This window comes from Amycolatopsis nivea (genome assembly GCF_004522235.1).
GTDB lineage: Bacteria > Actinomycetota > Actinomycetes > Mycobacteriales > Pseudonocardiaceae > Amycolatopsis > Amycolatopsis nivea.
On sequence record NZ_SDLT01000012.1, the window covers coordinates 162,093 to 175,645 of the forward strand.

15 protein-coding genes are annotated in these 13,553 nt (G+C 69.8%); 8 read left to right on the top strand and 7 right to left on the bottom strand.

What is annotated here, in order from left to right; genetic code table 11:
- The 3 genes from EIZ44_RS17130 to EIZ44_RS17140 are packed head-to-tail and all read left to right on the top strand — an operon-like array spanning position 1 to position 3,916.
- Complete coding sequence (locus EIZ44_RS17130; RefSeq protein ID WP_037813904.1) at positions 1-2,133, top strand: hydantoinase/oxoprolinase family protein; 2,133 nt, start codon at positions 1-3, stop codon at positions 2,131-2,133.
- The gene (locus EIZ44_RS17135) at positions 2,130-2,642 is read left to right on the top strand and encodes a hypothetical protein (RefSeq protein ID WP_037813902.1); all 513 of its coding nucleotides are present in this window, start codon (positions 2,130-2,132) and stop codon (positions 2,640-2,642) included. The genes EIZ44_RS17130 and EIZ44_RS17135 overlap by 4 nt, the downstream gene beginning before the upstream one ends.
- 2 nt (positions 2,643-2,644) lie before the next feature.
- The gene (locus EIZ44_RS17140) at positions 2,645-3,916 is read left to right on the top strand and encodes a TRAP transporter large permease (protein ID WP_037813899.1); all 1,272 of its coding nucleotides are present in this window, start codon (positions 2,645-2,647) and stop codon (positions 3,914-3,916) included.
- Between the two features lies 1 nt (position 3,917).
- Here EIZ44_RS17140 and EIZ44_RS17145 read toward each other — a convergent pair whose 3' ends face one another.
- Complete coding sequence (locus EIZ44_RS17145) at positions 3,918-4,682, bottom strand: SDR family oxidoreductase (RefSeq protein ID WP_037813898.1); 765 nt, start codon at positions 4,680-4,682, stop codon at positions 3,918-3,920.
- Between the two features lie 101 nt (positions 4,683-4,783).
- Here EIZ44_RS17145 and EIZ44_RS17150 point away from each other — a divergent pair, with 101 nt between their 5' ends.
- The gene (locus EIZ44_RS17150) at positions 4,784-5,623 is read left to right on the top strand and encodes a helix-turn-helix transcriptional regulator (protein ID WP_037813897.1); all 840 of its coding nucleotides are present in this window, start codon (positions 4,784-4,786) and stop codon (positions 5,621-5,623) included.
- Here EIZ44_RS17150 and EIZ44_RS17155 read toward each other — a convergent pair.
- Complete coding sequence (locus tag EIZ44_RS17155) at positions 5,620-5,997, bottom strand: winged helix-turn-helix transcriptional regulator (protein WP_037813896.1); 378 nt, start codon at positions 5,995-5,997, stop codon at positions 5,620-5,622. The two genes, EIZ44_RS17150 and EIZ44_RS17155, sit on opposite strands and share 4 nt — an antisense overlap.
- 89 nt (positions 5,998-6,086) lie before the next feature.
- Between EIZ44_RS17155 and EIZ44_RS17160 the strand changes: the two genes are divergently transcribed.
- The gene (locus tag EIZ44_RS17160; protein ID WP_037813894.1) at positions 6,087-6,929 is read left to right on the top strand and encodes an NAD(P)H-binding protein; all 843 of its coding nucleotides are present in this window, start codon (positions 6,087-6,089) and stop codon (positions 6,927-6,929) included.
- On the opposite strand, the gene EIZ44_RS17165 is transcribed toward EIZ44_RS17160, so the two are convergent.
- The 5 genes from EIZ44_RS17165 to EIZ44_RS17185 form a co-directional block, all read right to left on the bottom strand.
- Positions 6,930-7,478, bottom strand: coding sequence for a phosphoribosyltransferase family protein (locus tag EIZ44_RS17165; protein WP_037813891.1), 549 nt, complete (start codon positions 7,476-7,478; stop codon positions 6,930-6,932).
- A 40-nt stretch (positions 7,479-7,518) separates the two neighbouring features.
- Complete coding sequence (locus EIZ44_RS17170; protein WP_134729660.1) at positions 7,519-8,388, bottom strand: SAM-dependent methyltransferase; 870 nt, start codon at positions 8,386-8,388, stop codon at positions 7,519-7,521.
- A 32-nt stretch (positions 8,389-8,420) separates the two neighbouring features.
- Positions 8,421-9,299 (bottom strand): helix-turn-helix domain-containing protein, encoded by an 879-nt coding sequence (locus EIZ44_RS17175; RefSeq protein WP_240691328.1) that lies wholly within the window; start codon positions 9,297-9,299, stop codon positions 8,421-8,423.
- Positions 9,300-9,439: 140 nt separating this feature from the next.
- Positions 9,440-9,706 (bottom strand): DUF397 domain-containing protein, encoded by a 267-nt coding sequence (locus EIZ44_RS17180; RefSeq protein ID WP_043828224.1) that lies wholly within the window; start codon positions 9,704-9,706, stop codon positions 9,440-9,442.
- Between the two features lie 748 nt (positions 9,707-10,454).
- Entirely contained in the window at positions 10,455-10,742 is a 288-nt protein-coding gene (locus EIZ44_RS17185) for a hypothetical protein (RefSeq protein WP_037813883.1), read from the bottom strand.
- A gap of 534 nt (positions 10,743-11,276) precedes the next feature.
- Between EIZ44_RS17185 and EIZ44_RS17190 the strand changes: the two genes are divergently transcribed.
- From EIZ44_RS17190 to EIZ44_RS17200, 3 genes are all read left to right on the top strand, one after another.
- Positions 11,277-11,903, top strand: a complete 627-nt coding sequence (locus EIZ44_RS17190; RefSeq protein WP_167754165.1) for a maleylpyruvate isomerase family mycothiol-dependent enzyme — start codon at positions 11,277-11,279, stop codon at positions 11,901-11,903.
- 555 nt (positions 11,904-12,458) lie between these two features.
- Positions 12,459-12,689: an HC3 family zinc finger protein gene (locus tag EIZ44_RS17195; RefSeq protein WP_134729662.1), complete on the top strand. Its 231-nt coding sequence runs from the start codon at positions 12,459-12,461 to the stop codon at positions 12,687-12,689.
- A 268-nt stretch (positions 12,690-12,957) separates the two neighbouring features.
- Entirely contained in the window at positions 12,958-13,431 is a 474-nt protein-coding gene (locus EIZ44_RS17200) for a hypothetical protein (RefSeq protein ID WP_134729668.1), read from the top strand.
- The last annotated feature ends 122 nt before the right edge of the window (positions 13,432-13,553 follow it).

Genomic DNA, 13,553 nt, shown 5'->3' on the forward strand with positions numbered 1-13,553 from the left:
ATGGCGTTCCATCCCGGTCCCGTGCGCGTCGGCATCGACGTCGGCGGCACGTTCACCGACGCCGTCGCCGTCGACGCGCGGACGTTCGAACTGCTCGGCCAGGTGAAAGTGCCGACCAGCCACGACCACGAAGACGGCGTCGCCCACGGCATTCTCGAAGCGCTGGAGAAACTGCGGGCGGAGGTCGGCGCGGAGGACGTGTCGTTCCTCGCGCACGGCACCACCCAGGCGACGAACGCGTTGCTGGAAGGCGACGTCGCCACCGTCGGCATCGCCGGCGTGGGCACCGGTTTCGACGCGTTCGCCACCCGGCGGCTCACTGCGCTCGGCAAAATGGAATTGGCTCCCGGGCGGCGGATGCCGGTGCGGTTCGCCCCGGTCGCCGACCTCTCGGCGGCTGGGGACGCGGTCGACGACCTGGTGAAACAGGGTGCCGAGGTGATCGTCGCCGTCGAACCGTTCAGTGTGGACGATCCCGAGGGCGAGCGGGCGGTGACAGCCGCGGCGAGGGAACGCGGAGTCCTCGCGACGGCTACGCATGAGATCACCGGGCTGTACGGGCTGACCAAACGAGCCCGGACGGCCGTGCTGAACGCCGGGATCATGCCGCGGATGGTGTCCACCGCGGACGTGGTCGAGGCCAGTGTGCAGCGTGCCGGGATCACCGCGCCGCTGATGGTCGTGCGCGGTGACGGCGGGGTGATGTCGCTGCCGGAGATGCGTCGCCGTCCGTTGCTGACGGCGTTGTCCGGCCCGGCCGCCGGAGTGGCCGGCGCGTTGATGGGGGAGAAGCTCAGCGAGGGCGTTTTCCTGGAAACAGGCGGGACTTCCACGGACATCAGCGTGATCCGGCGCGGTCGCGTCCAGGTGCGGCACGCACATCTCGGCGGGCACGAGACGTATATGCCCGCGCTCGACGTGCGGACGGTCGGCATCGGCGGCGGCTCGCTGATCCGGTTCTCCGGGCGCGCGGTGACCGAGGTCGGGCCCCGCAGCGCGCACATCGCGGGGCTGCCGTACGCGTGTTTCGAGCCGGTTTCCGCGTTGGCGGGGGCGAAGCTGGTCACGGTGTCGCCGAGGCCGGACGACCCGTCGGATTACGTCGCACTGGAGCTGTCCGCCGGTCGTCGCTGCGCGCTGACGCTCACTTGCGCGGCCAACGCGCTCGGCGTGGTTCCGGATGACGCCTATGCGCTCGCCGAGCGTGAATCGGCACGGCTGGCGATGGAACCGCTGGCCGCGGCGCTGCGGATGACGGTCGACGAGGCCGCGCGGACGGTGCTGGAGCAGGCGGTCAAACCGGTCCGGACGGTCGTGGACGGACTGGTCGCCGAATACCGGCTGAACCGGCCGACGCTCGTCGGCGGCGGTGGCGGAGCGGCGGCAGTCACGCCGTTCCTCGGCGCGCAATCCTCCCACGACTGGCGGATCGCCGCGCACGCCGAAGTGATCAGCCCGCTCGGTGCGGCGCTCGCGCTGGTGCGGGAATCGGTGGAACGGATCGTGCCGAGTCCGTCCAATGCGGACATTCTCGCCGTGCGCACCGAAGCGGAATCCGCCGTCGTGGCCCAAGGTGCGGATCCCGCGGGCGTCGAAGTGGACGTGACGGTGGACCCGCAGCGCAACCTGGTGCGTGCGATCGCCACCGGGGCAACCGAACTGCGCACCAAGGATCGAGCCTCCACTGTGGACGAAGCAGCGGTACGAGCCGAGGTCGCGCGCAGCATCGGGGTCCAGCCGGGCGAAGTGCGGGAACTGGACGGCACCGCGCAGCACCGCGTCTTCGGCGCGAAAGCGCGGCGTGCGGGATTCCTCGGGCGGTTCGCCCGGTCCGTCGAGCAGGTGCGCGTGGTCGACGGCGAGGGGGTGATCCGGTTGCACGGCACCGGCTCAGTCATCGAGCACACGGACGCCGGCTCCGCGCAAGCCCGCCTGGCGACGCTGGCCGACCAGCACACCCGTTACGGCGACGGCGGGTCCCAGGCGCCGGCGGTGTGGTTGCTGGTCGGGCCGAAGATCGCGGACCTGTCCGGCGTGCTCGACCGGGACCAGCTGGTCGCGCTGGCCGGAGCCGAGGTCAAAACCCGAGCGGCGGACGAGCCGGTCGTCCTGATCCTGGAGGACCGCCGGTGAACACCGATCTGGACCTGGCCGTCGACCTGCTGCGCGCGACGCCCACCCACGAGAACCGCAGCGAGGACCAGCTCCGCGAATGGGCCGCGATCGCCCTCGCCTACGGCGACGAACTGGCCGCCGGAACGGACGAAGACGTGCACGTCGTGGAGCGCGAGGGAGGGGTCCGCCGCGACGAGATCCTGGTCGCCGAACACCACGGAGGCACCGTCACGGTGTACACGGATTCCTTGACCCGACTGGCAAAACTCGCCGCCGAGCACGGGTATCAAGTTTCCCGCGAAGCGTTGCGAAAGGCTGCCGTCGCCCACGAGACGGCCCACCACTGCCTCGACGTCCGCGAGCTGAACCGCCGGCTCGGCCACACCGCGCTCCGGCTCGGCCCGTTCCGCGTGCGCGGCCACGTCGCCGGGGCCGAAGAGATCGCCGCACACCGCTTCGCCCACCGCCGCAGCGGCTTGAGCGTCAGCCCGCTGCTGCTCACCACCGCACTCGCGGGAGGGAACTGACCATGGGTATCGCGATTCTGGTCCTGATGGCGGTCGGGGTGGTGCTGATGCTCACCCGGGTGCTGCCGACGGCGTTCGCACTGGTGTTCCTCGCGATCGGCATCTCGCTGCTCGCCGGCGCGCCGCTGGCCGAGGGGAAGAACAGCATCCTCGCCGGCGTCCTGCAAACGGGCGCCGCGGCATTGGCGTCCACGATGATCGCCGTGCTGCTCGGCTCGTGGCTCGGCACGCTGATGGACGAAACCGGCATCGCCGGGACACTGGTGCGCAAGATCGTCGAATTCGGCGGCGAACGGCCGTCTGTGGTGGCGCTCGGCGTGTTCGCGGTGTCGATCCTGTGCGGCAGCATCACCGGCTCGGCCCCCGCCGCGATGCTCGCCGGGGTGGTCGGCATCCCGGCGATGATCGCGGTCGGCGTGCGCCCGGTCGCCGCGGGCGGCACCGTCCTGATGGGCATTTCCGCGGGCTCGCCGCTGGAACTCCCGGTGTGGCAGTTCCTCTCCGACGCGCTGGGCGCGCCGGTCGCCGACGTCAAGTCCATCATGATCAAACTGTTCCCGATGGCGCTGATAGTCGGCATCGTCTACGTCCTTGTCCAGACTCGCCGCGGCGCGCGGCACGCGTGGGCGGTGAAACTCGACCGGCCCAAGGCACGCGTCCGGCGCGGCGACGCGCCCTGGTACGCGCTGCTCACGCCGTTGCTGCCGATCGTGCTGGCGCTCGGGTTCGCGGTGCCGATCGTACCGTCGTTGCTGGCCGGAGTGCTGTACGGGCTGGTCGCCACCACGAAATGGGGCGAGCTCAATGGCCGCGCGCTGCGTTCGCTGTACAAGGCGTTCGACGTCGCCGCCCCGCCGATCGCGCTGTTCGTCGCGATCGGGATGCTGCTCGCGGCGGTGAAACTTCCCGGCGCCAAGAACGCGCTGACGCCGATCGTGTCGGCGATCAGCCCGTCCGGCGCCGTCTGGTTCGTGGTGGTCTTCGTGCTTCTCGTGCCGCTGTGCCTGTTCCGCGGGCCGCTCAACGTGTTCGGCCTCGGCGCGGGCGTCGCGGGCGTGCTGGTGACCGGCGGCATCTACCCGCTGCCCGCCGTGGTCGGGCTGATGGCGTCGTACAACCAGGTGTTCGGCGTGTCCGACCCGACCAGCACCCAGACGGTGTGGGCCGCGCAGTACTCCGGCGTGCGCCCGGAGCGGGCGATGGCCTCGACGCTGCCCTACACCTGGGTGGTCGCGCTCGGCGGCATGGTGCTCACCGCCGTGCTGTACCTGTGAATCACTTCCCGTGCGGGTCCGCGGCGTTGAGCATCGCCACCACCTGGTGGTAGTCGCCGCGGGCCTCGCCGTGCCGGAGGAATTTGACGTTCTCGACCTGGATCTCGGTCGCGTCCGGCTGCGTTTCGAGCAGCGTCATGACCTCGGCGACGAAGGCGTCCAGCGGCATCGCGAACTCGCTTTCCTCCTGGCCGGGCAGGAGCGCGGTGCGCACGGACGGCGGCTCCAACTCGACGACCTTCACCGAGGTGTCGGCCAGTTGCAGCCGCAGCGATTCGCTGAGCATGTGGATCGCGGCCTTCGACGCGTTGTAGCTCGGCGTGGCCTTCAGCGGCGCGAAGGCGAGGCCGGACGAAACGGTCAGGATGGTGGCGTCCGGACGCGTTTGCAGGTGCTCGACGAACGCGGCGATGAGCCGGATCGGGCCGAGGACGTTGGTGGTCACGGTGGCTTCCGCGCTGTCCACAAAGGACTCCGGGTGGTGCCAGTCCTCGACGCGCATGATGCCTGCCATCGGCACGAGCACGTTGAGGTCCGGATGCTTCGCGAGCACCTCCTTGGCCGCGGCTTCGATGCTCGCCGGATCGGTGGTGTCGATCTGGACGGTGTCGAGACCGGGGTGTTCGGCGGCGATCTGCGCGAGCAGTTCGGTGCGCCGCCCGCCGACGATGACGGTGTTGCCCTTCGCCCGCAGTTCGAGGGCGAGAGCGAGGCCGATGCCGCTGGTCGAGCCGGGGATGAAGACGGTGTTTCCGGTGATGTTCATGCCACTGAGTTTCGGCCGGCCGGCGTCGCGGCGGCAGAGAGCGCATATCGGGGGATCGGCGGTCCCTGGCTGAGGCGCCGGACCGAGCCGATACTGGACCCATGGATCGAGCTGAGCTGGCTGCCTTCCTCCGCAGCCGTCGCGAGGGATTGCGGCCCGAGGACGTCGGGCTGCCCGCGGGCGCGCGGCGGCGGGCGGCGGGACTGCGGCGGGAGGAGGTCGCGGCGCTGGCGGCGATGTCCACCGACTACTACACGCGGCTGGAGCAGCAACGTGGACCGCAGCCGAGCGAGCAGATGCTGGCCTCGCTGGCGAGGGCGTTGCGGCTCACCGACGACGAGCGCGACTACCTGTTCCACCTCGCGGGCCGCAACGCACCATCGCCGATCGTCGCGGCCACGCACGTCGCGCCCGCGCTGATGCGGGTCCTCGACCGGCTGTCGGACACGCCCGCGCTCATCCTGTCGAACCTCGGCGAAGTGCTGGTGCAGAACCGGTTCGCGGAGGCGTTGTACGGGGACCGCTCGCAGTACACGGGTCTGGCGCGCAGCGAGATCTACCGGTGGTTCACCGACCCGGACGAGCGGCTCGTCTATCCGGCGCACGACCGGGACCGGCAAAGCCGCGCGCTGGTGGCGAACCTGCGGGTCGTGCACGGGTCGATGGGGCCGCGCTCGCGAGCGGGCGAACTGGTGCGCGCGTTGACCCGCGAGAGCCCGGAGTTCGCGCGAATCTGGGAAGAACACCAAGTGGCGAAACGGTTCGAGGACCACAAGGTGCTCGTGCATCCGCAGCTCGGCGAGATCGAGGTGGACTGCCAGGTGCTGTTCACCGAGGACCAGTCGCAGGCGTTGCTCGTGCTGACCGCGCCGCCGCGCAGCGCGGCGTTCGAGAAGATCCAGCTGCTCGGCGTGCTGGGGAACGAGCAGTTCGCCGGTTAACGCGGAAGCGGGCCGGTGTAGGCGTCGCGGGCCTTCTCGACGGCGGGCAGATGCTCGTCGGTCCATTCGGCGAGCGCGGCGAAAACCGGCGACAGGCTCCGGCCGAGTTCGGTGATCTCGTACTCGACGCGCGGCGGCACCTCGGCGTAGTAGTGCCGCTCCACCAAGCCGTCGCGCTCGAGCTGCCGAAGCCGTTGCGTGAGGACCTTCCCGGTCGCGCCGAGCCGCCGTTCCAGTTCGCCGAACCGCACCGGACCGGATTGGCTGAGCGTCCACAGGATCGGGGTCGTCCACCGGCTGAACAGCAGGTCGACGGCAGGGCTGATCCGGCACGCGGCGAGCGGATCGGCCCCGGTCTGCGCGGTGGTGGTCATGCGGCTCCAATACTTTCCCTGGGGAACCTACTGTACGGCGGCTTTTAGCCTCGCTGTGTCGCTTTCGACCCCTAGCTGAGGAGCAAGTCATGATCGTCGTCACCGGCGCCACGGGCAACGTCGGCCGCCTGCTGGTCGAGTCCCTGACCGAAGCCGGGCACGCCGTGACCGCCGTTTCCCGCGGCGTGACGTCCCCGCCGCCGTCGCGGCCCGGCGTGACCCCGATGGTCGCGGACCTGGCGGACGCCGGCAGCCTGGCCCCTGCGCTGAAGGGCGCGGACGCGCTGTTTCTGCTGGTCTCCGGCGCGGGCGCGCACGTCGACGGGGAAGCTGTCCTGCGGGCGGCGGCCGACGCTGGCGTCTCGCGGGTCGTCCTGCAGTCGTCGCAGGCCGCGGGAACCCGGCCGGAAGCGGTTTCGCACGCGCCGCTCGCCGCGTTGGAAGAGGCGGTGCGGTCTTCCGGTCTGGAGTGGACAGTCCTTCGCCCCGGCGGGTTCACCACCAACACTTTCGCGTGGATCCCGACGATTCGGGCCCAGCGCAAGGTTTTCTCGCCGTTCGGCGACGTCGCGCTCCCAGCCGTGGACCCGCTCGACATCGCCGAAGTCGCCGCGGCCGCGCTGACCGGAGGCGGTCATGCCGGACAGACTTATGTCCTTACTGGACCGGAGGCGACGAGCCCGCGACAGCGCGCGGAGATCCTCGGCGCGGCCCTCGGCGAGCCGCTGGAATTCGTCGAACTTGACCGTGCGCAGGCACGCGAGCAGATGGTGCAGCAGATGCCGGAACCGGTCGCCGACGGCACGCTCGACATCCTGGGCCAGCCGCTTCCGGAGGAGCTCCGCAGTAGCCCCGATGTCGAGAAGGTGCTCGGCCGTCCGGCGACCTCGTTCGCTTCCTGGGCGAGCCGCAGCGTCGACGCGTTCCGGTGATCAGAAGTCGCGCGAGTGCAGGAGGGAGCGCACGCGGAGTTGCCGGCGGGGCTCGTGGCGACGCAGCCCGTCGACGACCACGGCGACGCCGATCCACGTCGCCCCGGCGTCGGCGACCAGGGCTTGTGCGGCGAAGGCTTGGCCGCCGGTGTCGATCCAGTCGTCCACGAACAGCGCACGGTCGCCCGCTTGGAGCAGACTGCGGCGGAAGCCGAGCCGCAGGTGCCGGTCCTGGTAATCCGGCGGCGAGGTGCGCTGGAACCACCGGTCGGAATCGCAGGTCGGGTACCGGTTCTTGCGCACCTCGACGAAGCCCGCGCCGAATTCCACCGCGACCAGCGGACCGAGCAGGCACCCGCGGGATTCGGGGCCCAGCACGACATTCGGCTGCTCGTCGGCGAACAGCGCGGCGAGCGCCGGACCCAGTTCGCGCAGCAGTCCGGGCGCACGCCACCACCCCGTCGGGTCGGGGAAGCGGTGGCGGTCCGGCCCGTCCCCGAGCAAGACGGTGGCTTCGCGGATCCGGTCCGCCACAGTGCTCGTGCGCATGCGTCGATGGTCGCAGCGGCGTCCGCCCGAAGCGAGCGAATTACGGCTTGCGCGCCGCTCCGGCCAGGATCACCGAATGCGCCGGCGTCTCGAACTCCACCTGCGGCGCGCCCTCGCCGGACTCCTCCGGATGCCACGACGGCGTCCAGGTGAGCCCCGGTTCGAGCATCTCGAACGACCCGAACAGCGCCTGGATCTCCTCGCGCGAACGCCAGATCACCGGGCTGCTCGACCGGTCGTACAGCTGCTTCAGCTCGACCAGCCCGGCGTCCACGTCGGGGGGAACGCCCTGGTCGGTGATGTGCGAGATGCCGAGGAACGAGCCGGGGGCGAGCAGATCGCGGTACCGCGCGACGATGGACGGCCCGAGGTCCTCGGTGCCGCCGCTGTCCTCGGCGGGCGGCTGCTGGACGTGCAGCACCGCGATCAGCAGCAGCGCGAGCGGTTTCTCGACGTCGATCACGCCGGTCGCCGCGATCTGCTCCCACAGCCGTTCCGGGTCGCGCATGTCGGCGTGGATCACCGCGTGCCGGTCGAGGTCGCCAGACTCGCGCAGCAGGGTTTCCGAATGCGCGACGGCGACCGGTTCGTAGTCGACGTAGCAGACGTGGCTCTCGCCCGGCGCGAGTTCGTCGGCGACCTGGTGCGCGTGGCCCATGGTCGGCACACCGGAGCCGATGTCGACGAACTGCCGCACGCCCTTTTTGACGAGGTGGCGCACGAGCCGGTGCAGGAACAGCCGGTTGGCCTTCGCGATGGGGCGGATCAGCGGGAACTCGCGGATCACCTCGTCGGCGAAGTCCCGGTCGATCGTCCAGTTCGTGGTGCCGCCGAGGTAGTAGTCGTACACCCGCGCGACGCTCGGGTGGTCGAGGTCGACCCCGGGAGGCGGGAAGGGTTCGTCGGCCACCGGTGGCTGTTCCTTTCGTTCGGGACTGCTGGTCAGCGGGCGGGCGTCGCGCAGCGGCTCGCCCATTCCTTCAGGTACTGCAGGGACTGGTCGCGCGACAGGGTGGCGGCGAGCTGCGCTTCCCACGACTCCTCGTAGGAGGCGAACTCGTCCTGCCCCTGCGGCACGGTGATGAGCTTGACTTTGCTTTCCTGGTAAGCGAAATCGGGCAGGTCGGGATGGCCGAAGCGGAGGATGGTGAAGTCCTCGTCCGGGTAGGCGGCCGCGTCGCGCGGGAGGATCCGGACCTCGGCGAAGGGATGCGTTTCGACGATCCGGATCATGTGCTCGAGCTGATCGGTGGCGATGCTGGCCTTGGTGCCGTAGACGAGTTTCTCGATGCAGCTGTACTCCAGCATGAAGACCGTCCGCGGAGCAGGGCAGGCGTCGAAAAGCCGTTGCCGCGCCTTGCGTTCGGCGACCCGGTCGGTGACCCGCTCCTGGCGGCTGGCCTGGAACTGCGCGAGCATGTAATACTCCGATTGGAGCAGTCCCGGGATGCGATTCCCGGTCCAGCTGAGGATTTCCGCCGCCGTCTGCTCGCGTTCGAGGATCTCGCGGAACCACTGCGGCGTGATCATCCTCCGCTCGGCACGCCGCGCGGACGGATCGTTGGCCTGGTTGAGCTCCCGCAGCTGATCGGCCTCGGCGGGCGGGACGGCCAGCACCTCGATGATCCGCTCGAGGTCGTCGGGCCGGGTGCCCGCCTTGCCGGACTCGATCTTCTGGATCTTGGGCTGCTTGCAGCCGATCCCGTCGGCGAGGTCGACCTGGGTCAGCCCGCGAGCGGTGCGCCACTTGAGGATCCGGGACCCCAGCCGGGAACGCTGGGTCCGCAGAGACGGCGGGGGCTGCCGGATCGGGGTGGTCACCAGGGGCTCCGTCATTTCGTCCAGGGGCCGATGTGAGAACCTCCGATGATAATGCGCCGACCCGGCGGGCAATACTCCGGGTCGGCGCCTTTTTCGCAAGGTTCCCGGCGTTTTCGGCAGAGCTGCGTTGTCGTGCCTGGTCAGCCGTCGAATTCCCCGCGCCGCACGGCCTCGACGAACCGCGCCCACTCGCCCCGGTCGAAGACCAGGACGGGAGAGTCGCCGATCTTGCTGTCCCGCACCCCGACCAGCCCGTGCTCGGCCAGGTTCACTTCGACACAGTTGCCGGAATTAGGCCCGCAAGCAGCGGGTTTCCGCCAGGCATGGTCCGGAAAGCGCGCCGCGGGCCCGGCCGCCGGGGCGTGGGTCGGGTGCTGCTCGTGCTCGTGCGGGTCGTAGGCGTCCACTGCAACCCCTCGTTTTCTCGTTTTCGATGAGTGAATGGAATATTCCGCGAAGTACGGAATGTGTTCGGAATATTCCTGAGGGTAGTGGCCTGGTGGATCAATGGCGCGCTGTGCGGCGGGGATTTCACCTGAATGGACACTTCTCGTGCATTGGATGGTGCTTTCGCACGTGCAATTTCGGGTTGGTGTTGTGGATTTCGTTGTTGAGGTGGGGTGGGGGGTGCTTTTTTCGTGGTTTTTTGCGGGGTGGAGGGGGTTGGGTGTCTGCAGCTGGTGACAGGTTGGGGGCGGTTGGCCGGATGAGCTGTTCGGCGGAGTCCTGTTTGCGCCACTTCGCGCGGTTGCCTTGGGGCGGCCTGCTGGACCGGGATCGTGGGGTCGGACTCTGCGGCCCGGTCGTGCGGGAGCCGAAGGTCGAAGAGGCAATGTTGGCCGCTCAGTGTCGAGGGATCGGGCCAAGCCAGGCCAGGCGGGGCGACTGAGAGCGTCGGGCGGGGCAATCGTCGAGCTAGGCGAAACCGCGTCGAGCGGGCGTGCCCCTGCGAGCCGAACTCGCGTAATCCCGAAGCGGCAGCGATCTCGGCTGCCGAGCCGCCAGCTGTCGCGCGTCGCCAGCACCCGGCGCGACCCCGGAGTCAATCCCGGAACGGCAACCTCGTCTCCCGGTGCCCGGCCCTGCCCGACCGGGCACCGGGAGCGCAGAACGCGGGCGGCCCTGAGTCGCCGCCGGCGTCCGCTTCGAGGGTGGTCAGGTGCCCCGGTTCGCGGTGTGCCGCTTGTGCAGCACGGCACCGGCGACGTGGACGAGGGCAACCACGCTCGCGGTAGCCAGACCGGCCAGCACGCCAGCGGTCGCGAAGACGATCGCGGTCGCCCCGGAGAGCAGCACCAGCAGGAGCGCGATCAGCTGCCACGGCTGAGTCCCGCCGTCCCGCTGCGCGGCCAGTTCGACCGCCGTCCGCGCGGTCTTCCACGACGGGTAGGCCGGTCTCGTAGTCGGCCGCGGAGACGGTACGACCGGGGCTGGCTGGGGCATGCCCGGTTCGTGAAACGTCACGGTCACCCGGCCGGGGCGTTGACTCACGGCGACGGCATACGGTCTGTCGCCGCGGCTGTCCGGTTTTTCTGTCCGACGGCATGCCTGGCCTGCATTTTCCGCGCCAGGAACGGTCATTGCGCTTCCTTTCTTCTCCGCCGGAAAAGTGCCGGAACACAGTTCCCAGCCCGCCCCCGAGGGGAACTGGTTCCGGCGGCCGCGGCGGGCGTCCCGGGTATGGAATATTCCACCCATTTAACCCCTCCTGCCTGCGGTGATGCCATCTTTGCATGCCCGTCGCCGATCGCGCTAACCCGGGGCGGGAAATTCTTCGCCGAAGCCGCCGTTCGTGGTGTTTGCGGAACGGGTTTTCGCGATCTGCCGGACTATTCCAGGTGTTATCTGTCCGCACATATTCGACCCGATCGGATGAATGTGGCCCGAGGTCCACTTTGGGGTTCGCCGCCTTGATCAACCCGGCGAACGCGACGGGTGCGCTGCTACGGTGAGTGTCCGTCGCAGATGGGGGAGGGCATGGACGTACGGACCCTGGCTCGCGAGGAACGCGCCGACTTCGCGGACTTCCTCGAGACGCTCACGCCAGAGCAATGGGACCAGCCGACACTGTGCGCGGGCTGGAACGTTCGCTCGGTCGTCGCGCACGTCGTGAGCTACGACGAACTGAGCGGACGCCAGCTGGCGCAGCGGCTCGCCCGCGCGAGGCTGTCGCTGAGCCGAGCCAACGAAATCGGCCTCGCCGAATACCGGGTGCGCGCGCCGGAGGAGTTGATCGGCGTCATGCGTCGACACCCGCAGCCGGGACGGCTCCTGGGAAAATTTGGCGGGATGATCGGGTTTCTCGACGGTTTGATCCATCAACAGGACATCCGCCGCCCGCTCGGGCAGCCGAGGACGATCCCGGCGGCGCGGTTGCGCCGGGCGCTGGACCTGTCGCTGCGCGCTCCGCCGATCGGGGTGTCGCGGCGGCTGACCGGTCTGCGCGCAGTCGCGACGGATTTGGACTGGACCTCCGGGACGGGCATCGAAGTCCGCGGCCCGGCGGAGGCTTTGCTGCTCGCGCTGGCAGGCCGTCGCGCGGCGGCGGACGATCTGAGCGGCCCGGGTCTCGACGTGCTGATCAGCCGCACCACCGTGGCTTGATCCGGCTGGGGTATCGACGCTGCATGACCACGCGGCCGCTTTCGGCGTGCCGATCAGACTTCGCTGCTGTGACGTCTTGCGCTACGGCCCTGGCCCAGACGCGGCTCCCGGGGTCCTGATCGACCCCCATCGTGTCGTGATCGTGCCCGCATCCTGGCAATTCGCGCCACGGTCGTGTGACAACCCGCGCGCGGGGGTTGCGTATGCGCTTGGCGACAGCAGTCATAGCGGCGACCGCACTCCGGAAAGCGAGGTGATGCCCGCGCGGACGCTCGCCGCCTTCCCCCTCGCGGCGCCCGTGACTGCTGCCGCGCCTCGCATCGCTGAAGCAGCACGGGCGCCGTAACGCTCGCGGCGGCGTCCGCTCTCCCCGGGGGTGTCACCATCTGGTGACACCTAACCCGGCGGTAACCCGCGCTCGCTCCCCGGCGTGCGCGGAAAGCCCTTGTGGCTAAGGGGAAATCCCGGTCCCGATGATCACCCGGAACGGGGGCTTGCGTTACGCGGCGGCGACATCGGAAATGGGACTCCAAGCACCACAAGGGGAGGAGTCCGGTGTTCAGATGGCAGCAGGCGGAAGGAAAACGGCACGCACTGGACGGGCCGTTCGCGCCGCGACCCGGGGAAACGTTCACCGCATTGTGCGGAGCCGAAGTCACGGTCGCCCGCAGCGACGTGCCACAGCTCGGCGGCCACTGGTTCGATCCGACGTGCCCTGACTGCGCGGAGGAATGGCTCCGCCAGGAGGGACAGGCCCGCGCGAGTGAAGAACGGTGCCTGGTGTGAACAGGTCGATGCCGGTCTTGCGCGTGCGGTTCACGGCGGGGCCGGATTTGGCGGGAGAAGAAGCTGCCCTGGAGCGCTGGACACGGACCTCGCGGTTGGTGCCGCCACGGCCCGAGGCGGTGGCGCCACAGCTGGCATCGGCGGCGGGGCTGGCAACGCGTTGGGGAATGGCACCGGCATGTGGGTTGCCTGCCGCGGCAGCAGCACCGCGAGGGGCATCCAACCGAGTGGGAGCACGAGGCGGCCTGGCATTCGCTGGGGACAGCGCATGACCGGCCACTGGAGCAGACTGCCCGAGCAGCGCACGTCGGCAGTAGGGCTCACCGGCCCCGAGTTGGTTACCTGGATCCGGGACCTCCAAGCCACCCTGGCGTTGGATCTCGGGTTCCTGACCCGTGCGCTCGACGAACGATATCCGCGACCAGACGCGGTGCGGGATCTCGGCGAGCGCCTTCTCGACCTCGGGCGGGCCTTGATCCGGCGGGCCGATCACCTCAACGAGATCGTCCTGGCCAGCCTGCCCGCGCATGGCTGGCTGCCGCAGGCGGGTGCGCCAGAGAACGCGGCTCGGCTGGCGCATCAGGTCGGGCGGCGTCCGCTGCGGTGCGGGCCGGTGTATCTCGGGTTGTGCGGAGCCGCGTGTTATCCGGTGTTCGGGCAGGATCCGCACGATCACACGAAACGGTATACGCGCTGCGCGGACTGCCAGAGCAAGGGCGGTGCGGCCATGCTTCGCGAGTGAAGGGGGCGCAACCGCAGCGGAACTGGTGAGCCACGGCGGGCGCGGACCAGAGCAACTCGGCCAGCGGCCGAAGCAGGGCGCGGACCGGAACACCCCGGCCAGGGGTCAAAGGAGGGCGCGAG